This is a genomic window from Lonsdalea iberica (genome assembly GCF_002111585.1).
Lineage (GTDB): Bacteria > Pseudomonadota > Gammaproteobacteria > Enterobacterales > Enterobacteriaceae > Lonsdalea > Lonsdalea iberica.
The window spans coordinates 59,438-85,121 of sequence record NZ_LUTP01000002.1; the positions used below are offsets into that span (position 1 = coordinate 59,438).

Sequence of the window (25,684 nt, forward strand, 5' to 3'; positions counted from 1 at the left end):
ATGCAATCCATCAATGACGCTGCTCGTTATGGCGGCGTCCGCGGGGCTGCTAACGATTATCGCGGCGAACATCGGCGCTATGCCGATCACGCTGTCGGAACTGATGACATCATCGTCGGAGAGCTTACTGTGGCAGGTCTGGCTGAACATCCGTCTGCCGCGCGTGCTGTTGGCCGTGCTGGTCGGTGTCGCGCTGGCGCTTTCCGGCGCGGCGATGCAGGGGCTGTTTCGCAACCCGCTGGCGGATCCGGGACTGCTCGGCGTCAGCAGCGGCGCGGCGCTGGGCGTCGGTCTGTCCGTGGTCGTTCCGGTCGCGCTGCCGGCGGTCATTGCGTTGTACTGGCCGATGTTGGCGGCCTTCATCGGCGGCGTCGCGATCATGCTGTTGCTATTTTCGCTCAGTATCTCCGCCACCAGCCCGTTATCCCGCCTGCTGCTGGCGGGGATCGCCATCAACGCGCTGTGCGGCGCGGCGACTGGCGTGCTGTCGTGGATCAGCAACGATCAGCAACTGCGTCAGCTGTCGTTGTGGGGCATGGGGAGTCTGGGGCAGGCCCAGTGGTCGTCGGTGGCGGGCGTCGCCTCGTTGGTGTTGCCCTGCGCGTGGTGGCTGCAGCGTCTGGCGCGACAGCTTAACCTGCTCCAATTGGGCGACGAAGAGGCACACTATCTGGGCGTGGATGTTCGCCGGACGCGGCGCCAGGTGGTGATCCTTAGCGCCGTGCTGGTCGCGGCCGCCGTGGCGGTCAGCGGCATCATTGGTTTTGTCGGTCTGGTGATGCCCCATCTCATTAGGATCACGCTCGGGGCCGATCACCGCTGGTTGCTGCCCGGGTCGGCGCTGGGCGGCGCGCTCCTGCTGCTGCTAGCCGATACGCTGGCGCGGACGATGGTGGCCCCGGCGGAAATGCCGGTGGGGCTGTTAACCAGTTTGGTGGGCGGCCCGTGGTTTTTATGGCTGATTTTGAGACACAAAGAGGGCTGAGATGAGTGAACCGCGCTTGACCGCTCATAACCTCAGCTACCGCTTGGAAGGGCGGCAGCTACTGTCCGACGTGTCGCTGACGTTAACCCCTGGCGAACTGACGACGGTCATCGGTCCTAACGGCGCGGGCAAGTCGACGTTGCTACGCTTGTTGACGGGATTTTTCTCCCCCGAGCAGGGTGAGTGCAGACTCAACGGCCGCCCGCTGGCGGAATGGACGCCGAATGAGCTGGCCCGTCAGCGCGCGGTGATGCGTCAGGACAGCGTGCTGCAAGCCCAGTTTCGGGTGGAGGAGGTCGTCGCGATGGGGCGCTCGCCCTGGCCGTCAGACGCGAATGACCGTGTATTGGATGAGATTCTGGCGTTGACCGACTGCGAGACGCTGCGTGGCCGGCTGTATCCGCAGCTGTCCGGCGGCGAGCAGCAGAGGGTGCGGCTGGCTCGGTCGCTGGCGCAACTATGGCGGCCCGACGGCATTGCCGGATGGTTGTTTCTGGATGAGCCGACCTCGGCGCTGGACTTGTTTCACCAACAGCAGCTGCTTCGGCTGCTGAAAACGCTGACCTCGACGGGACAGCTGGCGGTGTGCTGCGTATTGCACGATCTGAATCTGGCCTCGTTATGGTCGGACAAGATCGTACTGCTGCACGACGGCAGGATCGTCGCGGAAGGCGTGCCGGAGGGCGTTATCACCCAGCCGGCGATTGAACGTTGGTATCAAGCCGACGTCGTTGTCAGTCCTCACCGTGAAACCGCAACGCCGCAGGTGTCGCTGCGGCGTTAAATCGGGGAAGGAATAGCGTTTGATGATGTTTAGATGCGATGTCGGTCAAGGCAGAAACGCTGAGCTGACCGCGTCGTAATAACTACAAAAATAATCAGTAAATACTGCAAAGCAATGACTGAGCAAGAATATAACAATTTCAACATTTGAGGTTTCGGTATGTTCTTGCATACAAAAGAAAAACATCTCTCAGGTCTCATCAGGATTATCCTGACGGGCGTATTGACCAGCACAGCGTGCAACGCGATGGCCGCGCTATCCGATAGCGATAAAGAAACGCAGGCAGCCAAGAAAGAGCAGACCACATCTGCCCCCCAGGCTGCGACGGCTATCGCCGCTAAGCAGGAGGACGACAATCCGGGCGAGCAGATGACGGTGATTTCGGCACCCATCGATACTAAAGCGGGAAGTCGCGTCACGTTGGACGCCAGTGAACTGCAAAAAAACGGCGGGAACGATTTCGGCACCATCATGCGCTATCAGCCGCTGGTCAGCGCCACCAGCGCCAGCTCGGGGTCGGGTAACGGCAAGAGCGGGTTCGACCGCTCCGGCTATACCGGTTATAACATTCGCGGCCTCGAAAGCAACCGCGTCGCCATCGACGTAGACGGTATCCCGTTGCCCAACGCGACCGCGCGCAGCTATGCCGGACGCGCCGGGTTAAATACGTTCGGGATCGGCCGTGACTACATCGATCCGTACATGTACGGTCTGGTGACCATCGATCAAGGGGCGACGAGCGTAGAGCGCGCCAACAACGCCATCGGCGGCGCGGTCTCCTTCCGACCCAAATCGCCGGACCAGTACCTGTCGCCGTCAAAACATACGTATTTCGGCTACCAGAGCGACTATGACTCGTCCAACCGCAGCTGGCACAACGGCATCACGGCGGCGGGCGGCGATGAGACGCTGCGCGGTATCGTCGTAATCAGCCGTCGCGACGGTCAGGAAACCCAGAACAACAGCGGCGTGTTGTCCGCATATCCGATGAACTGGCACTCCACGTCCGTGATGACCTCTGGGATCTGGCAGGCGGACGATCAGAACCGTTTCACCGGTACGCTGGAGTACTACACCAAGACGTCCCATTCGAATTATGATTCGTGGGACACCTCGGGGAATTCGATTATAGGCAACGCTCAGCAGGACAGCGATACCCGCCGTTGGAGCAGTAGCCTGCGTCATAACTGGACGGCGTCCTCGGTGGATTCATGGATAGACGCTATTGATTCGCGGATCTATTACCAGAACACCAAAACCCAGGACGAAACCTACATGCCGCTGACCGCCAGCAGTATGTATACGGTCAATTCGGACTACAACGTCGATACCTACGGCGCTGAAACCACCATGATGAAAACATGGGGCATGCATCAGTTCAGCTGGGGCTTCAACGTCCAGCAGTCCGATACCCAACGTCCGTTTAGCCAGGATCCGGCACAAACCACCTACTACGCCATCATGCAGCCGGAAGCCGACAGCCGCACGGATACGCTCGGCGGCTTCGTCCAGGATCGCATGGAGATGGATGTCGCCGGCAAAACGCTGTCGATCACGCCCGGAGTGCGCGTCGCGTACCAGCGGACCAAACCGCAGAATTTAAGCAGTCTGACCGCCAACAGCACAGCCATCACGACGGAAGATGTCGAGACGCTCTACGGCACCAACAGCGACACTCAGGTCTTGCCGTCGTTGAGCCTTGAGTATGCGCTGACGCCGCGTCTGACCAGCTATATTCAGTACAAGCGCGGCGCACAGTTCCCGGATGCCAGCCAGCTGTACGGTTCGTGGGGGCTGGGGTCGTCCTATGCGGGCGCGTCGCAATATGCGCTGATCGGCAACAACGAGCTGGATACGGAGACCAGCAACAACTTTGAACTGGGGTTAAAAGGGGAGATGACCGAAGGGGTGACCTTCCGCTCAGCGCTGTTCTACAACACGTATAAGAACTTTATCGCCTATACGCGTTATACCCGAGCGAATAACCCTGACAAGTTCTCCAATGTGCCGTCGAACATCAACATTGCTTACCAATCAGAAAACCGCGACAAAGCCTTTATCTACGGCGCGGAGTTCAGCGGTAAGGTGCAGTGGGGAACCTGGTTCGACGCGCTTCAGGGACTGAGCACCACGCTGGGGGTCGGTTATAGCGAAGGGCAGTCCAAGTCCAGCTATTCCGGCGACAAATATGTCGACCTTGATAGCGTCGCGCCGTTGAAAGCGGTCGTGGGATTGGGCTGGGATGCGCCGGATAACCTCTATGGCGCGGCGTTGACGGCGACGTTCCAGAAGGGCAAACAGGCGACGGCGACCAACCGTGAAACCTACACCAACACCGGCACGGCGATCACCGACTCCACCGCCGAGTATATGCGTGTCCCCGGCTATGGCTTGGTGGATCTGACCGCTTACTGGCGTGTGACGCCGACCGTTAAACTCAGCGGCGGCGTTTATAACCTGACCGACCGCAAATACTGGGATTATCTGAGCAGCCGCCAACTGACCAGCACTAATAACCAGGACGCGTATGACCAGCAGCTTGCGGTCATGCCGGGCAGAACCTTCCAACTGGGCATCAACGTGGACTTCTAAACCGTATTGAGCGGCAGGGTTTCCTGTCAGCGGATATAGACCGAAATGCGGTACTGACCCCGGCGAAAGCCGGGGTTTTTCTTTTATGCGATAACCGGGTGCGATCCGAGGCGAGAGTCAATGACATCGGCAGGAGGCGGGAGAAAAAAGCGTGTTCTTCAGGAGAGGTCCACAAGGAGCCGCCAGCGGCTCCTTGTGGGTTTTGATGGGGCAGGCACCGCCGCGCGGATTAGCGAAACGGCGGTTCGTCGAACGTGCGCAGTTTGCGGGAATGCAGTTGGTCGACTTCCGATCGCAGCAGATCGACGGCGCAGATGCCAATTTGCAGGTGCTCGGAAATCGCGCCTTCATAAAAGCGGTTGGCTTGACCGGGCAGTTTGATCTCGCCGTGCAGCGGCTTGTCGGATACGCAGAGCAGGGTGCCGTAAGGCACGCGGAAGCGATACCCCTGTGCGGCGATGGTCGCGCTTTCCATATCTACCGCGACGGCACGACTCAGGTTGAAGCGGCGGGCCGATACGGAGTAGCGCAGTTCCCAGTTACGGTCGTCCGTCGTGACGACGGTTCCGGTACGCAGGCGTTGTTTCACCTTCTCGCCGGGCATACCGCTGACGGTCTTGGTGGCGTCATACAGCGCCCGTTGCACTTCGGCGATGCTGGGGATCGGAATGTCCGGCGGCAGCACGGAGTCCAGCACATGGTCGTCGCGCAAATATGCGTGAGCCAGCACGTAATCGCCGATGGATTGGCTTTCGCGCAGACCGCCGCAGTGGCCGATCATCAGCCAGGCATGCGGACGTAACACGGCCAGATGATCGCAGATGGTTTTCGCGTTGGACGGTCCGACGCCGATATTCACCAGCGTAATCCCGCGTCCCTGGCGAGATAGCAGATGATAGGCGGGCATCTGGTGATTCTTCCAGGCCAGGTCGGTACCCGCCTGCTCGGGATTGCGTGTTTCCGCCGTGGTGTAGCTGCCGCCGGCGCAGGACAGCGCGTAGTAAGGGCTGTTTTCATCCGCAATTTGTTCGCAGGACCAGCGTACGAACTCATCCACATAGCGGGTGTAATTGGTGAACAAGACGAAAGGCTGGAAGTGCTCGACCGGCGTGCCAGTGTAGTGCCGGAGGCGCGCCAGCGAAAAGTCGGTTCTCAGCGCATCGAAGTGAGAAAGAGGAAAGTTTTCCTTGGACTGATGAAACAGGCCGTCTGCCGTTTCATCGCCGATCTGCGCTAGTTCGGTGGTGGGAAAATAGTGCGCCAGCCCGGCGCTCATGGAGCGGTTTAGCCCCAGGTTCGCGCCGTCGATAACATACGGATAGGGGATTTCCTGCTGCGAAGGCACGACGTCGATCACCGCGTCATAATCGTTTTCCAGAATTTCCAGCTGTTCGGACAGATAGCCGCGCAGGAGGGCTGGGCGGGTGATGGTGGTGCTGTAGCAGCCGCCGTGGGTCAGTCGACCATAGGCACGGGTTTTGTTCTCAGAGGCGCGCGCCCATCCCAGCTGACGCGCAGCTCGGGATAAACAAAAAGACCTTTGGCGCGCGCCGAGGCGTCCGGCAGCGTACCTTCATCGATAAAAGCGCTAATGGCGGCGCGCAGCGAGGCGACCGCTTCGTTATACAGGGTTTCCAGTTTGTCGAGCGCTTCGGTGGCCGTGAGGCCGGCAGCGGATGCTTTACTCATCTTTTCTCCTTGGTTTGCCGGGCGCAACGGCGTTCGGCGAAGTGCGGTGCTGTCAGCGTAACGGCAGGTCACGCGGCGCTATGTCATAAACTATGCTAATCCTGATGTAATGAGTCTACACGAGGATGAGCGTCTCTTGTATGCGCACCCGACTTAAGGCTTTGATTTACGACCCTCACCGCGGAATAGCGAGCCATCGTCGTGAGTTGGTACACAATAACGGTGCGATTTAGTAGGATGTGCCCGCATGAGCGCCCTGAGGCGATTCATGGTTTCAGGAAAACGTATGCCTTATAAATCTTTTGTTTCGTTCACACCCCGCGGATTGCGTCGTCTCTTAGGGAAAAACAATCCTTCTGCGCCGGGAAAAACCATGATTGGTTTCCTGGCGGTGAGTTTCATTGTGTTAGCCACGACTAACGGGTGGAACTTCTGGCAATCCTATCATCGGCAGGTTTCGGAAGTTGAGCAGGATGTCATCAACCTTTCGGTGATCTTGTCGCGTCAGGCTGAAGATACTTTCTTGCCGATAGAGCTGGCCATCATCGACACCATGCGTGAGATTCACGGTGATATTAATTCGCTGAATTCTGACAAGATCGCCTCCGTGCTCGAGTCTCACCGTGTATTGCTCCCGCAAATTATCGGCCTTTATATCTTCGACGAGAAAGGCAACCTGATTGCCTCAACCGGGCAGGGCTCCCGCTTTGTCTACAATGTGTCCAAGCGCAGCTACTTCATCTGGAACAAGAACAGTACCAGCGAGGAGCTGTTCATCGGTCAGCCGCGTGTCAGCGTGATCTCGGGGAGATCTGTCATTCCTGTATCCAAGCGACTCAACGGTAAAAACGGCGAGTTTAAAGGCATTTTCCTGGCCTCGGTCGACCCTGGTTATTTCGGGCGCTTCTATAGCTATTTCAGTCTGAATTATGACTCGATTCTGTCTTTGCTGAATATTGACGGCTCCCCACTGTACGTTTATCCGGATGAACAGAAAATGCTGGTCGAGAATTACTCACCGGGCGTGTTGGCGGAGAAGGCGTTGCAAAGCAAATCCGTTGGCGTGGGCACCTGGCATATGCCGTTTGACGGCCAGATGCGCGTCGTGGGGTACGTCAAACTCAAACGATATCCCCTCATCGCGGCGGCCAGCGTGAATAAAAGTGAGCTGCAGCGGCGCTGGATAGCGGACAATATCGCCGCGATCGCCGTCAACTTTTTAATCCTGGTTTCTCTGGTGCTATTGGGCACCATTGTCCTTAAACAGATCCGCATCACGGTGCGTAATAAAGAGATGCTCACCATGATGCATCAGGAAGTAGAAGACCAGAATCAGGTGCTACAGGAGTTGGCGCTGGTCGACCCACTGACCCAGTTGGCGAACCGTCGACGGTTTGATCTCTACCTGGAACAATGTTTGACCACGGCGGACGCTGAGGGCGGCGACGTAGCGCTCGCCATGATCGATGTCGACTTTTTCAAACGTTATAACGATACCTATGGCCACATAGAAGGCGACCGCTGCCTGGCTGAAATTGGCCTCATTCTTCGTTCGCTTCCGCTGCCGCCCGGCGCACAGCCCGCCCGATACGGTGGAGAAGAGTTTTCGATTATTTTGCCGGGAATTTCCGGCAGGGAGGCAGAGAGGGTGGGCAACGAGATGGTTGAGGCGATGAGAATGTGTGCAATCAAGCATTGCGGCTCTCAGCTGCCGCAAAAGATTGTCACGGTCAGTGTCGGCGTTTATTCCTACACGTCTAAACATCCTTGCGATGCACAGCGTCTTAAGGAAGGTGCGGATCAGGCCCTGTATCTGGCAAAGAAAAAAGGGCGAGATCAATGTATTCGACTTTAGCGTTACCCGACGCGGGGGATCTCTTTCGCGTGAAATGTAGACTATCGAATAACCTTGACTGAAAAAATCATTCTTGTTGGACGTTCAGTGACTGGGTTCAATCTGGTGCGGCACATATTTTGTCGCACTTTTTAATTGTTTCCTTAAATTTTCCTGATTCGATGATATCACTGCGCACCATAGGGTTTAGTGGTTCATTATCCCGATAATAGAGCAATGATTGGATTTATAATCTGTGGATTTGTGTTTTTGCGTGATAAGTATTTTTGTTTTAAGGGGTTGTTAAAGATTCAAATAACCTAGTCGATAGGGCCTAAGAATACTGAGAATAACCAAGGAAATTTAAATGTACGAACGAATTAAGATTCGGAACGGTCTTTATGCCGTTATCGCTATATTTTTTTTATTACTAACCACGCTATGTGTATTTAGTCTCTATTCTTCTATCCAGAGCAACAGTTCAATTCAAAAGGTGGATACCATTCAGGGCGACCAGGTTATCCCGCTGGCTTCTACCTACACGGATCTACTGAGCGCTCGCCTCCTGTCAATGAATGTTGCCCTCTCTCTTGATAAAAAAGAGAATGCAGATGTCGTGGCGACCTATTTAAAAAAACTCAGTGTATATGTCGACAAAGCCAAACTGACAATGACCGAACTGCGTAAAACCCGGGCGCTGACGCCAGAGGGGCGCAGACTGCGCGCGGACCTGGATACGGCATTCGATGACTACATCACTACCGCTATCGACCCGCTAGTGACTGCGTTGAATCAGGCAACGTCACTCTGTTTTACGGCCAGATTGAACCGCTGGCAGCCCAGAAAGGCGAGGTGTTCCGCCAGAAGCTGATGAACTTTATCGATTTCGCACAGAATGTGGGCAACGGGGAAATCAATCACGCGGAAAGCTTCTACAAAACCACCTTAACGATCCTTATCGCCGCATTTGTCGTGGTTCTGCTGCTAAGCATCTGCTCGATTCAGTTTATCCGTACGGTGGTGCTGTCTCCGGTAGAACGGGTTCGCCGCTACTTCGGTATGATGGAAGGCGGTTCTCTGGCGCTGGACATCCCGGCGCAGCACGACACTGAAATGGGTAATTTGCTCCAGTCGCTGAAAGATATGCAGGAAGCCTTCCGTCGGATCGTGGCTGATGTGCGTGACTCTTCGGCGGCCGTGGCCTCCGGCGCACAGCAGATTTCCGCGGCTAACCGCGATTTCTCTTCCCGTACAGAAGAGCAGGCGGCATCGGTTGAAGAGACCGCCGCGAGCATGGAACAGCTAACGTCATCTGTTCATGAAAACTCGGCGAACACGCAACGTGCTATGGCGTTGACCGCTACCGTCGCCGAACTGGCGGAAAAGAATGCCAGCAATTTCGGCAAGCTCATCGCGCGTATCGACGGTATCGCCACCAGCTCGAACAAGATTAACGACATCATCTCTATCATGGACGGAATCTCGTTCCAGACCAACATTCTGGCGTTGAACGCTGCTGTGGAAGCCGCGCGTGCAGGCGAAGCGGGTAAAGGTTTTGCCGTGGTAGCTGCCGAAGTGCGTAGCCTGGCGCAGCGCAGCGCCGGTTCAGCGCGAGAAATTAAAACGCTGATTGAAGAGACCTCCAACGAAGTTTCCCAGGGTTCTAAAGTCGCCTCCGACTCGTCCGCTGATATGAATCTGCTGGTCGGTGAGATTAGGAAGGTTAACGAGTTCATGCAGGAAATTTCCCTGGCGTCTTCCGAACAGGCGAAAGGCATTGAGCAGGTTAACGTGGCCATCACTCAGTTGGAGCAAGTCGCGCAGCAGAATGCGGCGTTGGTAGAAGAGTCCGCCTCCGCCAGTGCATCTCTAAACGATCAGGCGGTCAATCTGGATGAAACCATGGCGTTCTTCAAGCTGGAGCGTACTACGGCCGCGCTGGGTCATCACTCCTTGGATCGTTAAGTTCCGCTACTCGCCCCGGATCGAATGACGTAAAGGGGCGTTTTCGCTAGCGTTATCACCAAGCCCGCCGACACCGTCGGCGGGCTTTCTTGTTTTACAGTTCAATGGATTCAGTGCTCAATAGACCTGGCGGTGGGAAATTTGAGGTGGGGCATGGCGCGCATAGCGGTCAGCGCAACGCCTAGCAAGACAAGCGTGGTCGCTGCCAGATGATAGAGGTACAGCTGTTCCTGAAGGAGTACGGAGGAAAGGATAAACGCGTACACCGGCACCAGATACATGGACGTGCTGGCTCGCGCCGCGCCAAGCAGGCGCACGATGCGCGAATAGACACTGTAGGCGGCGACACCGGCGACCAGCGCCAGAAACAGCACGGCGTATAGCAGATGCGCTGAGAGTTTCGGTGTTGCGTGCGTCATTCGCCATTCCAGCGGCAGAAATGGCAGCAGAATGACTGAACTGCCGATAGCGATAATCCACAACAGCACAAAGGCGGACACGGCAATCGGGCGCTGACGCAGTAGCGCCGTATAACCGGCCCAAGCCGTCGACGCGATAAAAGCAATCATGTCGCCCTGGTTAAACTTCAGCTGTAGCAGGTGAGTGACATCCCCTTCGAAAACCACCACACAAATACCAAGGATGGCGATGCTCGCGCCGACGAAGAAGTTGGCATGCAGCGGAATGCGCCATACGACGCGTTCAATAACCGAAACCATGATCGGAGAGAGCGAAAACAAAAGAGCGATATGGCCCGCGCTGGTGTGATGCGCCGCGGCATATTGCGGCGCGACACTGAGAACGCCGCCCAGTAAGACGAGCAGCGCCACGTCTTTCCCGCGACGGCGGAGCGTCGGCGCGGCCCGGCGCAAGGGGAGCAGAATAAAGGGGAACAGTACGAAGGCCGCGATGAGCCATCTCGCGAAAGCCAGCGTCAGCGGAGGGAGCTCGGGGCTGATCCAGCGCGCGACCACCATATTGCTCGAGAACAGTAGCGGAGCCAACAGGAAGAGTCCTGGAACAAACAACAGCGATATTTTATTTATCATCCTTCCCTCTCATCACCAGCAAGCATCGATCTTGAATAGTCGGGGCGCGATATCCCGTCGTGACGTGAAATTCGCGCCTTAAGGCAACCTTGGGGTTTGCCGCGCGGGCCTGAAGAGAGTCAGCCAGTGGACGAGCCAACTGCTTTTTTCAGTATAGAGGGGCTTTTCGCTGAATTTTTCCTGATTTTTTCTTTATTTATGCACTAATTCGGTAAATATTGATGGCAATAATGAAAATTTCAGCATGACTATGCTGATGTGAGGAATCGATGGCGAACCAAGACAAAACGCTGGATATGACTGATAAGCGAATCTTATCGGCATTGCGACGTAACGGCCGCCTGACGGTGGCGGAATTGGCCGAAGAAGTTGGGCTTTCCTCGTCTCCCTGTTGGACGCGCCTCAAACGTCTGGAGTCGACGAAAGCGATTGAAGGATATGTGGCGGTCATTAATGCTAAGGCGGTAGGGGCCTCGGAGGTCTTTTTTATCGAAATCACGCTGGAGCATCATGATGACCGCATGCTGGAACAGTTCGGCCAGGCGCTGATGGACATGCCCGAAGTGCTGGAAGCGCATTTAGTGACGGGAGATTACGACTATCTGGTGAAAATTGTGGTGGCCGACGCCGAGCACTACGAGCGGTTTTTGCGCCAGAAGCTGTATCGCGTCAAAGGGATCCGCCACACCCGCTCGACGTTTGCACTACGCACGTTGAAAAGAGAGATATCCGTGGATCCTTTGCTACTGCCCTCGTCAACGTCGTCGTAGTCGGAACAGCCGTGAAAGGGCAGCGATATGGCCGCCCATTCCGGGTCGATGAGAACAGATTAGTTGAACAGCAGTCCGCCGTCGATCAGCGGTGCCTGCCCGGTCATGTAGTCGGAGTCAGGGCTTGCGAGGAAGGAAACAAACGCCGCTACATCCTCAGGTGTCTCCGCCCGGCCCAACGCGATGCCGTCGACATATTTCTTGTAGGTTGCGCCAATCGGCGCGCCGGTTTCTTCCGCCATGCGTTTGTCGATTTCGACCCACATATCTGTGCCCACGACGCCGGGGCAATAGGCGTTAACGGTGATGCCGAAGCTGGCTAACTCCTTGGCGGCAGCCTGGGTCAGCGCACGTACGCTGAATTTGGTCGCTGAATAGATGCCGAGCAGGGCGAATCCTTCGTGGCCGGCGATGGAAGAGGCATTGATAATTTTACCCTTCTGCTTACGCGCCTTAAATTTTGTTGCGGCTGCCTGAATTCCCCACAGCGTGCCTTGCACGTTGATCTGGAAAATTTTTTCCACATCTTCTTGGGTGACGCTGAGCAGATTTTTCGTCTGACTGATGCCTGCGTTATTGACGATGATATCGAAGCCGTTCAGCTCTTTCTCTGCGAAATCAACCGCGGCGAACACTTCCTCGCGCACGCTGATATCGGCCTTGAAGGTCGTGGCCTTACGGCCCAATGCGCGGATCTCCTCCGCAACGGATTTGATTTTGTCATCCTTGACATCGACCAAGGCGATATCCGCACCGTCTTTCGCCAAACGCAGCGCAATCCCGCGGCCAATACCTTGTCCGGCGCCGGTAACCAGTGCGACTTTTCCTGATAAAGACATAATCAACTCCTTCAGATGAAATAGTTCGGATGCTGTAAGTTTAGACGCATATCATCACGCTCGTTTTTTTTGTATTTCATTGTTTTTCGATGGTTTTTTTGGGATTCGTCTTTTTGCTGAAATTTCGTGCTGTCATGTGGGCGTCGGGCGTAATAATGCACTGGCATGATTTTATTTCAGGGTGAAATTGAGAATGTTTGAGGGAATTGTTCGCTCTTGGCAATGCGAACAAACAAAAAATGTGACAGGTCTTTCTGAATTTTTTGTTCGCTCACCGTTTGGGGTGCGTGGCCAGCGCTCGCTAGCGAGAGCGGGGAAGCGTGTCGCAAAGTCAGCGCATTACGATGGCTGGTCATCATAAGAAGCATCATGGTTTCGCCATCGCTCCGTAGTTTAAGCCAGGCAGCATATCCAGAAATCCCGACAGCGGGATGTCCGAGTCTCCGACATGATGATTTCAACCCTGCCGCGTCTACGAATTCGCCCCTAAATCTTCATGCTGAGGATCAATTCATGAGCACAGCGTTGAATTATATTCAACCGAGCGGTAACAGCGGGCCACGCCGACTCGATGACGGGATGCAGCCAGCCTTTACAAGGTCGGACCACCGCTGTACATTAATGATAATTAGCAAAAACAGACTGTACGGTTCAGTTTTGCACCGATTTTTTTTCGCTGTCAAGAACATGGCGACATACCAATGTCGTTATTGCAGGTGAGATAATGAAAGTACGGACTCAGGCCCGTCGTGAATCTATCATCAGCGCTGCGGCCCAACTCTTCCAGGAGATGGGCTATGAACGTGCGTCGATGAATGAACTGGCGAAGCGCCTAGGAGGCTCGAAAGCCACTCTCTACAGCTACTTCCCTTCGAAAGAAGCGCTGTTCATCGCGGTGGTGCGTGCTCATGCAACGATGCATCTGTCAGACGCCGTTGCCGAGTTGGCGGAGAGAATTGAAACGAACACCTCTTTTGATGACATTTTGATGCGATTCGGCGAACGCATGCTGGCGGTACTCACTAACGACAGCAGCGCGCTGGCCGTCTATCGCATGGTGGTGGCGGAAGCCGGGCGCTCGAACATCGGTATGTTGTTTTACGAATCCGGTCCCAGCGAGTGTCTGGATGTGCTGTCCACTGTGATGGCGGCTGCAATGGAACAAGGCGAATTGCATCAGGATGATCCCCATCTCCGAGCGCTACAGTTTCTAGCGTTAGTCACGGCTGAAACGGAGATACGCATTTTCCAATGTGACCCTGAACCGTTCAGCACCGAGGAAATTCGCCAACTGACTCGACGGGCGGTCGATATGTTTCTGATGGGGGCCGGTCCGCGCTAGCAGTCTTATTTGCAGATAACTCACTTTACTGCCGAGATTCATCATCACCTTGTTGAATCCCGGCAATTTTTATTGTTGCCTTCACCTACCATATTAATCACGAATGAAATATCTTGACGCTATTTAGTTTTCGATAAAACAGACCTGGCTATAAAGATATAGACCGTCCCGCCGTTATTCTATTTCTGTACCGGAATCGGCGTTAATGTAATCCATGAGTCTAGGCTCATAAACTCTCTCTTTGGCGATGGTATGTTAAGAAATGGTAGGAAGGTTATGGTAATATTATCCGCCGCGGTTTCGATATTGACGGTCATCACTTCGGTACAGGGGGAATCTCCCGATGCTTTAACGCTAACGGCACTAATGGCATTGTCTTTGTTTATATTTCTTCTTGTTGGGGATTAATGTAGAGAAGAGCTGTGCATCTGTTCATGTTATTTCTGTTTATCTAACCTGAGCCGTGCAATGAAATTAAAACAACCTATAGACCCTGAAAGTCGGACGTGAAATGGAGAGATGAACTCCGAAATGGTACTCAAACTATAAAGTATTTTTACCATTATTTTCCGATCCGCAAAATAAAAAAATTCGCATCGACGTGGTCAATGCGATACGGGCTTTTTTACCCTAAAGGAAAAAAGAGGAAAAAACAGAGGGGTTTACTCGGAATGATTAAATTTAAGTCGCGCTCTAGGGTGGTGCTATTGTTATTTTTGAAGAAAACTTAAGAATAAGCGTAAAGATAGACGGAGATTGGGAGTGTTTTACTCATGACTCTCTTATTTTGTTTTCAGGAATGAACTTCATTAATACAGGGTGCATATCTTAATTGTCATAAAATAACTACCGCAATGTTATTATAAATAGGCGCAATATAGAACAAAAGATAAGGCGCGCTAAATAAAAGTGAGGCCATATTTTCTAAATCCATAGAAACTGGATGGTCGTTTACAACTAATTAACAGGAATAGGAAAACGATAATTCGTTATCAGAATTAGTTCTGAATCTGAAAGGAATACCGACTGAAGGCCCTACGCCGGGTCAGCCTGATGTGCGGGGGAGTTACGATGAGGCACACAGACATGCACGCGTATATGAATGGCGCTGTAATCCAGTGTTGGCGGTACTTATGGGGTAATTGGAACGACAGGTTTGGGGTTTGAAATCGGTCTAAAAGAAGGAGGGGTAACATTCTGTATTGTTAAGAAAATTCTTGGTAAGGGGTAATTTCTTAAAAAATTCTGAAATAATGTGACTGATGTTCATTCTTTTTATTCGGTGTTATACTTCTTAAAAATCCTAAACGAGAGATATAAATCTATGGCATCGCCTGTTTTTATGCTAATGGCGATTTATGGCTAGTTGTGACTAAAGTTGGAGGTAATAAAGAAACAATGGATTATGTGTTTTTTCTCGAAGATGAAATAATAACTTATTCGCTTCAAAAAATAATTCGTAGTAAGATTATGACCACCGCCGACATGAGCTATGTCGCTACGGATGTGAGTGATTTGATGCGATATCCCAATAGAGATGTCAGTAAGGTTTTTTTTATCGGAACGTCAAATGAATGTCCGATAACGGCATCTCTTGTCGACGTGATAAAGTTTATCAATAAGGAAAATAGAATTATTCTCTTTAAAAACAACGCATCGTGCTATAACTTAAATTATCAGAAATGCGACTCGGTTATCGGACTGAAAAGTCCCATTGCTGAGATAGTCTCTTCGATAAAGAATGCCACTCAATCACCACTCTATTTTAACACTGAGCCTAAACCAAGGAGACTATCGCCCAGAGAAATGTTTGTTCTTGAGCAACTTGCTACAGGGAAATCGAATAAAGAAGTTTCCACTATGCTGTGCCTGAGTGAGAAAACTATCAGCAGTCATAAGAAAAATATTCTTAGAAAACTTAACGCAAAAAATATTATTGAAGCCGTAAATCGCATATAAACAAATCATCTTCATATCGTATACACACTCAGAACATTATTTCAAAATAGCTGTTTTATTTTTAATTTAAAAAACTTTTCATTATATTAAATGGTTTTCCCCGGTAACACTGGGTGAAATTCTTTTCTATACCCTGAAGGAAAAATTCTATTCACTGAGATAATATTTTGGCATCAACGCTATGAATTCATGCTGTTTTCGAATGCGATGAATATGTTAAAAATAATTAGTCAAAGAGAATACGGCTCGCACACTCCAGGCTTATTGTTACCAATTGTTTCTTTAAGTAAGTGATTGGCGGAGTGTTGTAATAACCCGTGATTGAGGTAAAAATACCGAGCATAGAGGGGGCTATGCTCTATCATGGTCGTCCGAAATTGCATTGCTTGGCAGCCGCATATCAATGCCTGTTCCTCTGTACGCCAAACAGGATGAAGTTTCTCGCCCAGCCCCGATATTTTCCTTTTGCCACTGCCGCCGTGAACTGAGCGATCTCTGCCTCGCCGACCTAACGAGGCTGACCTGAATCGGTATACCTATCCTGAAAGCGGAATGCGGGAAGACGCTGCGAAGTGGTGAGCGGTCTAAACTTTCCACCTGTAAAACAGGTGTGGCCCTCCGCGATAGAAGCGAATTATTTTCCGTAAGGGTGATGCCATTTTCATCCCCCAACATCGTCGACTATTCCGTGATTCGCGGTATGCTGAACACGGCGATGGCGTGCTCACGAATGAGGTACGCCAATGCCACGCACAACAGACAGACTGTAAAATCGTCAGCGCTATCCCCCTTATGAACGATAACAACGGAGACTGTAGCAGTGAAGAAAATGACCTCCCTACTTTTGGCAGGATGCCTGTTCACTCTGGGGTCCGCCTGGGCGGAACAGACCACGGTGCGTTTTGGGTTGGAAGCCTTGTATCCGCCGTTTGAATATAAAACGCCGGAAGGCGAACTGGCCGGTTTTGACGTGGATCTGGGCAATGCGGTCTGCGAAGCCGCCAAAGTTCAATGCACCTGGACCGAAGCCTCTTTCGACAGCCTGATACCGGCGCTGCAAGCGCGCAAATTCGACGTGATCAACTCGGCTATGAATGTGACCGAAAAACGACGTCAGGCGATTGATTTCACTGATGTGATTTATCACATTCCCAGCTTGCTGATCGCCCGTGCGGACAGCGGACTGTTGCCGACGGTCGAGTCGCTGCGCGGAAAACAGGTCGGGGTATTGCAGTCCTCCGTGCAGGAAAGTTATGCCAATGCGCACTGGGCGCCGAAAGGCGTGAACGTGGTCTCTTATCAGGACCAGGATCAGGTTTATCAGGATCTGGAGGCCGGTCGTCTGGATGCCACGCTGGTGATGGCGGCGGCAGGGCAGAGCGGTTTCTTATCACAGCCGATGGGTAAAGGCTTTGCCTTCGTGGGCAGCGCCGTGGAAGACGATAGCATTCTGGGTCGCGGCATCGCCTTCGGCCTGCGTAAAGGCGATGACGCTCTTCGTCAGCGTCTAAATACGGCGATTGCAGAAGTGAAAGCGAAGGGCACCATCAACGAATTGTCTAAAAAATACTTTGGTGGACTGGACGTCACCGCCAAGTAGCAGGCCCCTGAGGATCCGGGCGAGTGCGCCCGGATTCGATGCGTTGCAGACAACGCCTCCCGCGGACTACCGCACCTGACATAACCGCCGCGCGCCTTCGCGCAGCGTTTCATCATCTTTCGAAAAGCTCAATCGAATCAGTCCGGTGTCAGCGCCTTCGCTATAGAATGCCGATAGCGGAATAGTGGCAACCTTATAGTCGCGAATCAGCCTGAGAACGAAATCGTCATCGCTCAAATTGCTGAACCCTCGAAAACGTGCCAGCAGGAAGAAGCTGCCGCGACTCGGCAGCAGTTCGAACGGGGAAGATTGCAGCGCCTCCACCAGCAGGTCTCGCTTATGCTGATAGAATTCGGCCAATCCCAAATAGCTCTGGGGCTCCGCCATCATGGCGGCGAACGCATACTGCATCGGCGTATCCGCCGAAAACACCATAAACTGGTGCACCTTTCGAATTTCATCCATCAGCGCTTTCGGCGCCAGACAGTAACCCACGCGCCAGCCGGTGACGTGATAGGTTTTTCCGAACGATGAGACAATCACGCTGCGTTCCGCCAGTGCCGGATGCCGCGCCATACTGTGATGGATCCCCTTATCGAAGACCATGTGCTCATACACCTCATCAGATAGGATGGCGATAGGGGTGTCGCGGGTCAGCGCGGTTAGTCGTTCAATGTCGTGCTCGTCGAAGACCATCCCGGTGGGGTTATGCGGGCTATTGACGATAATCATTCGGGTGCGGGGATTGATGGCCGCCGCCACTTCGTCCCAGTCGATACGCAGATCGCTCAGAGACAGTTTAATGGGGATCGCCGTGGCGCCCTGCAGCCGTACAATCGGCGCATAGCTGTCAAACGCCGGTTCAAAATAGATTACCTCGTCGCCTGGATGCACCAGCGCGCTGATGGCGGAGTAAAGCCCTTCGCTGGCGCTGGCCATAATCGTAATCTCCGCATCGGCGTCATAATGGGTGCCGTAGAGTCGCTCGGTTTTCTCCGCCAGCGCGTGGCGCAACCCGTCCAGGCCCGTCATGGATGCGTATTGATTATGTCCTTCACGCATGGCTTGGGAAACGGCGTCAATCAACCGAGGCGCGCAGGCGAAGTTGGGCGCGCCCTGCGACAGATTCAGGGCATTATGCTCGGCGCTCAGTTGGCCGATCACGGTGAAAATGGTGGTGCCGACATCCGGCAGCTTGGAACGGGTGACGCATGCGCTCTGCATAGATAGCTCCTGTTTGTCATCGGGAATAGGGTCATTAAGTAATAGAAAACCCTGGGCAACAAGGGAAACTTTGTCATACTAGCCATGCACTCAGAACATGGCTTAACCGGCTGCGACGAGGAATCTTATGGCCCAGAACCGCCCTTCGCTGGACGTACTGCAAACTTTCGCGGTGGTGTCTCAGCATCTCAATTTCACCCGTGCGGCGCAGGCCCTCTGCCTGACGCAGGGCGCAGTCAGCCGCCAGATTCTAGGGCTAGAGCGTCAGCTGGGCTATCCACTGTTTAGACGTCATGCCCGCGGACTGATCCTTACGCCTCAGGGGGAACGCCTGCTGACGCCGGTGCGTGAGGCGTTGGCGACTATTGATCAAGCGTTGGCGCGGGCTGCCGCTCGTCCGGGAACGCTACGTATCAAATGCCCGACCTGCGCGATGCGCTGGGTGCTGCCACGGATCATTCGCCTGCAAAACGACATGCCGGACGTTCATATCGAGCTGACGTCATCGATTTCGCACGGTCTGGATTTTGATCACGAACATTTCGATGCGGCGGTGGTGTTCGGCCGTCCCTCGGGGCGCGGGCTGACGCTGCATCCGCTGTTTGATGAAGTGCTGACGCCGGTGTGCGCGCCCTCACTCCTTCCGGCGGGTCGGGCGATGACGCTGGAGGATCTGCCGCAATACACGCTCCTGCATCCCACGCGTGACCGCCGCGACTGGCTGCTATGGTTGCAGGCTGCGGGGCGCGATGCGTTGCCCTCCCGCAAGGCGCAGCATTTCGATACGCTCGATCTGGCGATGAGCGCCGCGCAGCAGGGGTTTGGTATCGCCATCGGCGATCTCTGCCTGTTGGAAGACGACGTCAGAACCCAACGGATCGTTGCGCCTTTCCCGCTCTGCGTGACGAGCGGTTCCGCTTATTATCTGGTGCACCCGGCGTCTGTAGAGATAACGCCGGCACTCAGCGCGTTGACGACTCGACTGATGGAAGAGGCGACGCTCAGCCGAGCGTATCTATCGACTCTAATGCCAGCGGAAAGCAGCACTTACTAGCGGGCGTTGGCGATCGTCGTCGGCCGGACGTTTCCCGGTAGCCAGACGGCCTCCCGCACGGTAATCGGACGGGGCAGCAGCCCCAGGGCATAAAAACGGTCGGCGATAATCTGTTGCTCGCGGATCACCGCAATATTCATAGAACGCGTTTGATGACTGCGCCGCCGAAGCGCGCGCTCCAGCGAGGCGGGGGACATACCAAGCTCAACGGAAAGCCTCCGGGCCGCCTCGCTGCGCTGGCTGTCGATGTAGTGGCCGGTCTGCGTCAGCAACTCCAGCAACGGCTCCAGCAAATCCTCATGACGAACGACGAAGTCGCGGCGCGCAAGATAAAACTGATGGTTAAGCACGCGTCTGCGCCCATCGGCGATGACCCGCAGAGCGCCGTCGCGCTCGGCATCGCTCAGTAGCGGGTCCCACATCATCCATGCATCTACGGCGTGGTAATCGCTGGGCGTCAGCGGGTATTTGGGCGGGGAATACACCACGCGGACGTCGTTCAGCGTCAGCCCTTGTTCATCCAGCATTTGCACCAGCAAGTAGTGTACGTTCGAGCCTTTATTGACAGAGATCCGCTTGCCGCGCAAATCCGCCAGCGTGTGGATAGCGCTGTCCCAGGCGACCAACATCGCCACGCTCTCCGGCGCGGGCGGCTCGTAGGCGACGTACACCAACGGCGTGCCGGCGGCCTGAGCGAAAATCGGCGGTACTTCCCCGGTGGTGCCGAAGTCGATTTCATCGTTGTGCAGCGCGTGCAGGAGCTGCGGCCCGGCGGGAAACTCGCTCCACAAAACGCTGACGCCCTGACGCGCAAACTGGGTTTCCAGGCTCTGCCGTGCTTTCAAGACGCCAAGAATGCCGAACTTCTGGTAGCCGATGCGCAGTTCCCGCTCCGCACGCCCAGAGGATGACGTGGCGGAGGGCGCGGATGGCACGGGCGTGCTTTTACGTCGGCCTTTGATTAGCCCCTGATTGGCCAGCAGCGTGCGCAGGGTATTTCGGCTGACGCCCAGCAGGGCGGCGGCCTGCGTTTGATTGCCGTTGCTCAGTTCAAAGGCGTTGCGGATGAGGGCATGCTGAAGTCGGTCGTACAACCGCTCCGCCTCGCTTTCCAACTGCTGGCGGATAAAGCGGTCGATCGCGTCGTCGCACGTCGGGACATTCAGTTCCGACAGCGTCAGGTTAAGCCGCAGCTGCGCCGGGCTAATATCGCCGTCCTTACTCAATAGCACGGCGTTATGCAGGGTATTTTCCAGTTCGCGCACGTTGCCGGGCCAACGGTAGGTCATCAGCGTGTCCAGCGCTTCCGGCGACAGCTGCCGGGTGGGGCGGCCCAGACGGCGGGCGTACAGCGACAGGAAATGCTGCGCCAGCACCGGGATATCGCCGGTGCGGTGACGCAGCGGCGGCAGGTCGACGACGGCGACGTTAAGGCGATAGTAAAGATCTTCTCGAAAGCGCCGCTCGCGGATTGCCTGCGCCAAATCAACATGGGTGGCGGCAATCACGCGCACGTTCATCTTCACCGGTTTGCGCGATCCCACACGGGTGATCTCCCGCTCCTGCAACACCCGCAGCAATTTAACCTGCAACGGTAAGCTCAGCTCGCCGATTTCATCCAACAGCAGCGTGCCGCCCTCCGCCGCTTCAAACCAGCCCTGATGGGTTTGGGTGGCGCCGGTGAACGCGCCTTTCTCATGCCCGAACAGCTCCGCCTCAGCCAGGCTTTCCGTCAGCGCGCCGCAGTTGACCGCCAGAAACGGCTGTTGCCACCGGGCGCTGTGATGGTGCAGATAGCGCGCCACCACTTCTTTTCCTGTTCCGGTTTCTCCCACGATCAGTACGGTCGCGTCAGTCGGCGCCAGCTTATCCAGCATGCTTTGGAAGGCGAGAGAGGCAGGGTCGATCAACACGGGCGTATCGGCGGCAAAGGGCTGAGGGTTTTTCATCGATGGCGTTCGCGGCAGTAAACGGGATGGCCTGAGCTTATCTCAGCGACCTAAGCGATACGAGAGGGCCATTTCAGCCCTTTGCTGCAAACGCAGCAGTGGGTGATGCCGATTTGCTGCAAATGCACCTTTTTCACTGCCGATCGACGGTGGTTAATTCACTGATTTTTATAAATAAAAAATCCCGTGCTTCATGGCACGGTTCCTGCTTTGATTTTTATAACCAAACTGAAACATTCTTTGTATAAATAATGAATATAGTTATATAGGAATCGAATAATGGCTGAATCTGATAACGGCAATATCAAGGTTTTCTGGTTCCTGCCCACGCATGGCGATGGGCGTTATCTGGGGACGTCTCACGGCGGCCGTCCCGTGGATCTGGCGTATTTGCAGCAGGTGGCGCTGGCGGCGGATAACCTGGGTTACTACGGCGTCCTCATTCCTACCGGCAAGAGTTGTGAAGACGCCTGGCTAGTGGCCTCGGCGCTAGCGCCCGTCACCCGCACGCTGCGCTATCTGGTCGCCGTGCGTCCAGGTCTGCAACCGCCGACGCTGGCGGCCCGCATGGCGGCCACGCTCGACCGGCTGTCTGCGGGGCGGCTGCTGATCAACGTCGTGACCGGCGGCGATCCGGTGGAAAACAAAGGCGACGGCATTTTTCTGACCCATGCCGAACGGTATGAGGTCACCGAAGAGTTCCTGCAGGTGTATACGCGGCTGTTGAAGGGCGAGAAAGTGGATTTCTCTGGGAAACATATTCGAGTGGAAGGTGCGGAGGTGCTGTTCCCGCCGGTACAGGAAAACGGTCCGCCGCTCTATTTCGGCGGATCTTCGCCGGAGGCCATCGACGTCGCGGCGGAACAGATTGATACCTATCTCACCTGGGGAGAGCCGCTGGCGCAGGTCGAGGAAAAACTGCGGATCGTGCGGGAACGCGCCGAAGCGAATGGACGCACGCTGAACTTCGGCATTCGCCTGCATGTCATCGTCCGCGAAACCGAGGAAGAGGCCTGGGCGGCGGCCGACCGACTGATCGCCCATCTGGACGAGGACACCATCGCGCAGGCGCAGAAAATTTTCGCCCGAATGGATTCGACCGGGCAGGCGCGCATGAGCGCACTGCATCGCGGCTCGCGCGATGATCTGCGGATTGGCCCCAATTTGTGGGCGGGCGTGGGGCTGGTGCGCGGCGGCGCGGGGACGGCGCTGGTGGGCAGTCCGCAGCAGGTGGCGGATCGCCTGCGGGAGTATCAGGCGCTGGGCATCGAAAACTTTATTCTGTCCGGCTACCCCCATCTGGAGGAGGCGCATCGCTTCGCTGAGCTGGTCATGCCGCTGCTGCCGTTGGCGCAGTCGTCCCGCCCGCCGTCTCGCGCCGTCAATACCGGCCCCTTCGGTGAAACCATCGGCGGCGACCGCCGACCGGTCAAACAGGTCAGCGCCAGCTAATCACGGGAGATCGCTATGTCACAGCACGAAACGCGCAGCCCCATCCAGTTCGCCTACTGGGTGCCTAATGTCTCCGGCGGACTGGTCGTCAGCAAAATACCTCAGCGCACGCAGTGGGATCACCTCTACAACCGTAAGTTGGCGCAGATCGCCGAGCGCGCCGGTTTCGACTATGCCTTGACGCAAATCCGTTTCACCGCGGGCTATGGCGCCGACAACCAGCACGAGTCCGTCACCTTTTCTCAGGATCTGCTGGCCGCCACGGAGCGCCTGAAGGTGATCGCCGCGCTGCTGCCTGGGCCGTGGAAACCCGCGCTGGCGGCGAAGCAGGTCGCCACCCTCAGCCAGATTTACGGTCCGCGCATCGCCGTCAACATCGTGAGCGGATGGTTCCGCGGCGAATTCAAAGCCATCGGCGAACCGTGGCTGGATCATGAAGAGCGCTACCTGCGTTCTGAAGAGTTTATCCGTTGCCTGCGGGGCATCTGGACCGAGCCCAGCTTTACCTTCGCGGGCGATTTTTACCGCTTCCGCGATTATGTATTGAAACCCAAACCGCGCGATCCACTGCCGGAAATTTTCCAGGGCGGCAGTTCGCGGGCGGCGCGCGACATGGCGGCGCAGGTGTCGGACTGGTACTTCACCAACGGCAATAGCGTGGAGGGGATCCGGCGGCAGGTGGAGGACATCCAGCAGAAAGCGCAGTCGCATCAACGCCGCGTAAAAATCGGCGTCAACGGCTTCGTAATTGCACGCGATACCGAGGCGGCGGCGCATCAGCAGCTACAGGATATTCTGGATCAGGCCGACCCGGCGGCGGTGAAAGGTTTTCATCATGAAGTGCAGAACGCGGGCAACGCCTCGCCGGAAAAAGAGGGCAACTGGGCGCAATCTACGCTGGACGATTTGGTGCAGTATAACGACGGCTTCAAGACCAACCTGATCGGCACGCCGCAGCAGATCGCGGAGCGCATTATCGACTACAAAAACGCGGGCGTGGATCTGATGCTGCTGGGTTTTTTGCATTTTCAGGAAGAGGTGGACTATTTCGGGCGGGAAATCATACCGCGGGTAAGAAAAATGGAGCAACGAACGGCAAAGGAGCTGAGCGATGACTAAACCCCACATTATCATTATCGGCGGCGGCGTGAGCGGCGCGGCGCTGGCGATCCATCTGGCCCGCATGGCTGTAAGCGCGCTGCGCGTCACAATCGTGGAACCCCGGGAGCGGCTAGGGCTTGGCGTCGCCTATTCCACCCCGGAGCCTGCGCACCGCATCAACGTCCCCGCCGCGCGGATGTCGCTGTTCAGCGAGGACAAAACTCACTTCGAACGCTGGCTGAATCGCCAACCCGAGTTCCGTAAAGACCGTGCGGCGCTGTGGCGTGATGGCAGCGCCTACCCGCAGCGCGGACTCTTCGGCCGCTACATGGAGGGCCTGTTCGCCGACGTCGCCAAATCTGGTCCGGCGCAGCTCCGCCACATCTGGGACCGGGCGATCGGCCTGCAGGATAATATCGTGACGACGGCGAGCGGCCTGGCGTTACGCGCTGATGTCGTGGTGTTGGCCGTCAGCCATCCCCCGCCGGCATTACCCGAGATGCTGCGTCCTTGGCAGACGCATCCGGCGTTGGTTGCCAATCCGTGGTTGCCGGGCGTATTGGACACGGTGGCGTCGACTCAACGCGTGGGCATTATGGGCACGGCGCTGACGATGGCCGACGTCGTCGCCTCGCTGCAAACGCGCGGCCACCGTGGGCCGATCGTCGCCTTTTCCCGGCACGGCCTGTTGTCCCGCAGTAATTTGAGCGTTGAGGCGCCGCCGCCGCCCTGGTCGCTGTCGTCACCCTGGCCGACGACGGCGCGCGGGGGCGCTGGCCCAGGCCCGACGGGAGGTGGCCGCCGCCGCTGAACAGGGCATTCCCTGGCAGGCGGTGATGGACGAGATCCGCGCCAACGGGCAGGTCTTGTGGCAGACGCTGGCGTTAAAGGAGCAGCAGCGTTTCCTGCGCCATCTCCGCAGCTGGTGGGATGTGCATCGTTATCGCACCGCGCCGCAGGTGGCTCAGGTTATCGCGGCGCGGCGCGAATCTGGCGACCTGCGCGTGCTGGCGGCGCGACTGTGTGGCGTGGGGGCCGACGAGACAACACTGACGCTGAGACTCCAGCCGCGTCAGGGGAAGGTTGAAACCACGACGGTCGACAAGCTGATTGTGACCACCGGCCCGGCGCATGCATCGCTCACCGAAAGTCAGCCGTTGCTGCATTCCTTGTCGCAACGCGGCGTGCTGCGGCCCGATCCGCTGGGACTCGGGATTCTGGTCAACGAGCGGTCGGAAACGCTCGACATCCTCGATCAGGCCAATCCTCGCCTGCTGGTCGTCGGACCCGCGGCACGCGGCCGTTTCGGCGAACTGATGGGACTGCCGCAGGTGTCGCAGCACGCGGAAAGCGTGGCGAAACACCTGATGACCTCGGTGATTACCGCGGCCGCCTCGGCGCGATGTCCCGTCTCTACCTGAATTTTCACGACTCACTGACCCAACCAAGAATAAATCGAGACTCCGGCCGAACGCCGTTCGGCTGCGGGAGCTCTA

15 protein-coding genes and 3 pseudogenes are annotated in these 25,684 nt (G+C 55.8%); 13 read left to right on the top strand and 5 right to left on the bottom strand.

The genetic code is table 11. The annotated features are described in order from the left end of the window. Window positions 1-13: 13 nt before the first annotated feature. The 3 genes from AU511_RS01040 to AU511_RS01050 all read left to right on the top strand — a co-directional run bounded on the left by AU511_RS01040 (window position 14) and on the right by AU511_RS01050 (window position 4,361). Complete coding sequence (locus AU511_RS01040; protein ID WP_100059627.1) at window positions 14-985, top strand: FecCD family ABC transporter permease; 972 nt, start codon at window positions 14-16, stop codon at window positions 983-985. A 1-nt stretch (window position 986) separates the two neighbouring features. Next, the gene (locus AU511_RS01045; RefSeq protein ID WP_094108490.1) at window positions 987-1,769 is read left to right on the top strand and encodes a heme ABC transporter ATP-binding protein; all 783 of its coding nucleotides are present in this window, start codon (window positions 987-989) and stop codon (window positions 1,767-1,769) included. Window positions 1,770-2,015: 246 nt separating this feature from the next. Next, window positions 2,016-4,361 (top strand): TonB-dependent receptor domain-containing protein, encoded by a 2,346-nt coding sequence (locus AU511_RS01050; protein WP_240503736.1) that lies wholly within the window; start codon window positions 2,016-2,018, stop codon window positions 4,359-4,361. Between the two features lie 229 nt (window positions 4,362-4,590). Here the strand turns inward: AU511_RS01050 and AU511_RS01055 are convergent. Continuing rightward, a pseudogene (locus AU511_RS01055) lies at window positions 4,591-6,050 on the bottom strand (AMP nucleosidase). Window positions 6,051-6,336: 286 nt separating this feature from the next. Here AU511_RS01055 and AU511_RS01060 point away from each other — a divergent pair. After that, the gene (locus AU511_RS01060; RefSeq protein ID WP_094108492.1) at window positions 6,337-7,905 is read left to right on the top strand and encodes a sensor domain-containing diguanylate cyclase; all 1,569 of its coding nucleotides are present in this window, start codon (window positions 6,337-6,339) and stop codon (window positions 7,903-7,905) included. Window positions 7,906-8,251: 346 nt separating this feature from the next. Continuing rightward, a pseudogene (locus AU511_RS01065) lies at window positions 8,252-9,849 on the top strand (methyl-accepting chemotaxis protein). Between the two features lie 110 nt (window positions 9,850-9,959). Here the strand turns inward: AU511_RS01065 and AU511_RS01070 are convergent. Further along, entirely contained in the window at window positions 9,960-10,898 is a 939-nt protein-coding gene (locus tag AU511_RS01070) for a DMT family transporter (RefSeq protein WP_094108493.1), read from the bottom strand. 269 nt (window positions 10,899-11,167) lie between these two features. Between AU511_RS01070 and AU511_RS01075 the strand changes: the two genes are divergently transcribed. Then, a complete protein-coding gene (locus AU511_RS01075; RefSeq protein ID WP_094108494.1) occupies window positions 11,168-11,668 on the top strand; it encodes an Lrp/AsnC family transcriptional regulator in 501 nt (166 codons plus the stop codon). A gap of 59 nt (window positions 11,669-11,727) precedes the next feature. Here AU511_RS01075 and AU511_RS01080 read toward each other — a convergent pair whose 3' ends face one another. Further along, window positions 11,728-12,507 (bottom strand): acetoin reductase, encoded by a 780-nt coding sequence (locus tag AU511_RS01080; protein WP_094101172.1) that lies wholly within the window; start codon window positions 12,505-12,507, stop codon window positions 11,728-11,730. Window positions 12,508-13,231: 724 nt separating this feature from the next. On the opposite strand from AU511_RS01080, the gene AU511_RS01085 reads away from it, so the two are divergent. From AU511_RS01085 to AU511_RS01095, 3 genes are all read left to right on the top strand, one after another. Beyond that, the gene (locus tag AU511_RS01085; RefSeq protein ID WP_094101171.1) at window positions 13,232-13,849 is read left to right on the top strand and encodes a TetR/AcrR family transcriptional regulator; all 618 of its coding nucleotides are present in this window, start codon (window positions 13,232-13,234) and stop codon (window positions 13,847-13,849) included. 1,368 nt (window positions 13,850-15,217) lie between these two features. Continuing rightward, a complete protein-coding gene (locus AU511_RS01090) occupies window positions 15,218-15,808 on the top strand; it encodes a helix-turn-helix domain-containing protein (protein WP_139823910.1) in 591 nt (196 codons plus the stop codon). 829 nt (window positions 15,809-16,637) lie between these two features. Next, window positions 16,638-17,408 carry an ABC transporter substrate-binding protein gene (locus AU511_RS01095; protein WP_420843431.1) on the top strand — a complete coding sequence of 257 codons (771 nt, stop codon included), beginning with the start codon at window positions 16,638-16,640 and terminating at the stop codon, window positions 17,406-17,408. Window positions 17,409-17,474: 66 nt separating this feature from the next. Here AU511_RS01095 and AU511_RS01100 read toward each other — a convergent pair whose 3' ends face one another. After that, entirely contained in the window at window positions 17,475-18,632 is a 1,158-nt protein-coding gene (locus AU511_RS01100) for a methionine aminotransferase (protein ID WP_094108496.1), read from the bottom strand. Window positions 18,633-18,759: 127 nt separating this feature from the next. Here AU511_RS01100 and AU511_RS01105 point away from each other — a divergent pair, with 127 nt between their 5' ends. Beyond that, window positions 18,760-19,686, top strand: a complete 927-nt coding sequence (locus tag AU511_RS01105) for a LysR substrate-binding domain-containing protein (protein WP_094101167.1) — start codon at window positions 18,760-18,762, stop codon at window positions 19,684-19,686. On the opposite strand, the gene AU511_RS01110 is transcribed toward AU511_RS01105, so the two are convergent. Continuing rightward, on the bottom strand, window positions 19,683-21,635 hold the full coding sequence (locus tag AU511_RS01110) for a sigma-54-dependent Fis family transcriptional regulator (RefSeq protein WP_094108497.1): 1,953 nt from the start codon (window positions 21,633-21,635) through the stop codon (window positions 19,683-19,685). The genes AU511_RS01105 and AU511_RS01110 overlap by 4 nt on opposite strands. Before the next feature lie 279 nt (window positions 21,636-21,914). Here AU511_RS01110 and ssuD point away from each other — a divergent pair, with 279 nt between their 5' ends. The 3 genes and pseudogenes from ssuD to AU511_RS01125 all read left to right on the top strand — a co-directional run bounded on the left by ssuD (window position 21,915) and on the right by AU511_RS01125 (window position 25,609). Continuing rightward, window positions 21,915-23,087: an FMNH2-dependent alkanesulfonate monooxygenase gene (gene ssuD / locus AU511_RS01115; RefSeq protein WP_094101165.1), complete on the top strand. Its 1,173-nt coding sequence runs from the start codon at window positions 21,915-21,917 to the stop codon at window positions 23,085-23,087. 15 nt (window positions 23,088-23,102) lie between these two features. After that, window positions 23,103-24,206, top strand: a complete 1,104-nt coding sequence (gene sfnG / locus AU511_RS01120) for a dimethylsulfone monooxygenase SfnG (RefSeq protein WP_094101164.1) — start codon at window positions 23,103-23,105, stop codon at window positions 24,204-24,206. Continuing rightward, window positions 24,199-25,609 (top strand): annotated as a pseudogene (locus tag AU511_RS01125) (FAD/NAD(P)-binding protein). Before sfnG ends, AU511_RS01125 begins: the two are co-directional and overlap by 8 nt. Window positions 25,610-25,684 lie beyond the last annotated feature (75 nt).

Bases quoted from the DNA above. Each gene is read 5' to 3' on its own strand.
- AU511_RS01040 (WP_100059627.1), top strand. From the start codon at position 14: ATGACGCTGCTCGTTATGGCGGCGTCCGCGGGGCTGCTAACGATTATC.
- AU511_RS01045 (WP_094108490.1), top strand. From the start codon at position 987: ATGAGTGAACCGCGCTTGACCGCTCATAACCTCAGCTACCGCTTGGAA.
- AU511_RS01050 (WP_240503736.1), top strand. From the start codon at position 2,016: ATGGCCGCGCTATCCGATAGCGATAAAGAAACGCAGGCAGCCAAGAAA.
- AU511_RS01060 (WP_094108492.1), top strand. From the start codon at position 6,337: ATGCCTTATAAATCTTTTGTTTCGTTCACACCCCGCGGATTGCGTCGT.
- AU511_RS01070 (WP_094108493.1), bottom strand. From the start codon at position 10,898: ATGATAAATAAAATATCGCTGTTGTTTGTTCCAGGACTCTTCCTGTTG.
- AU511_RS01075 (WP_094108494.1), top strand. From the start codon at position 11,168: ATGGCGAACCAAGACAAAACGCTGGATATGACTGATAAGCGAATCTTA.
- AU511_RS01080 (WP_094101172.1), bottom strand. From the start codon at position 12,507: ATGTCTTTATCAGGAAAAGTCGCACTGGTTACCGGCGCCGGACAAGGT.
- AU511_RS01085 (WP_094101171.1), top strand. From the start codon at position 13,232: ATGAAAGTACGGACTCAGGCCCGTCGTGAATCTATCATCAGCGCTGCG.
- AU511_RS01095 (WP_420843431.1), top strand. From the start codon at position 16,638: ATGACCTCCCTACTTTTGGCAGGATGCCTGTTCACTCTGGGGTCCGCC.
- AU511_RS01100 (WP_094108496.1), bottom strand. From the start codon at position 18,632: ATGCAGAGCGCATGCGTCACCCGTTCCAAGCTGCCGGATGTCGGCACC.
- AU511_RS01105 (WP_094101167.1), top strand. From the start codon at position 18,760: ATGGCCCAGAACCGCCCTTCGCTGGACGTACTGCAAACTTTCGCGGTG.
- AU511_RS01110 (WP_094108497.1), bottom strand. From the start codon at position 21,635: ATGAAAAACCCTCAGCCCTTTGCCGCCGATACGCCCGTGTTGATCGAC.
- ssuD (WP_094101165.1), top strand. From the start codon at position 21,915: ATGGCTGAATCTGATAACGGCAATATCAAGGTTTTCTGGTTCCTGCCC.
- sfnG (WP_094101164.1), top strand. From the start codon at position 23,103: ATGTCACAGCACGAAACGCGCAGCCCCATCCAGTTCGCCTACTGGGTG.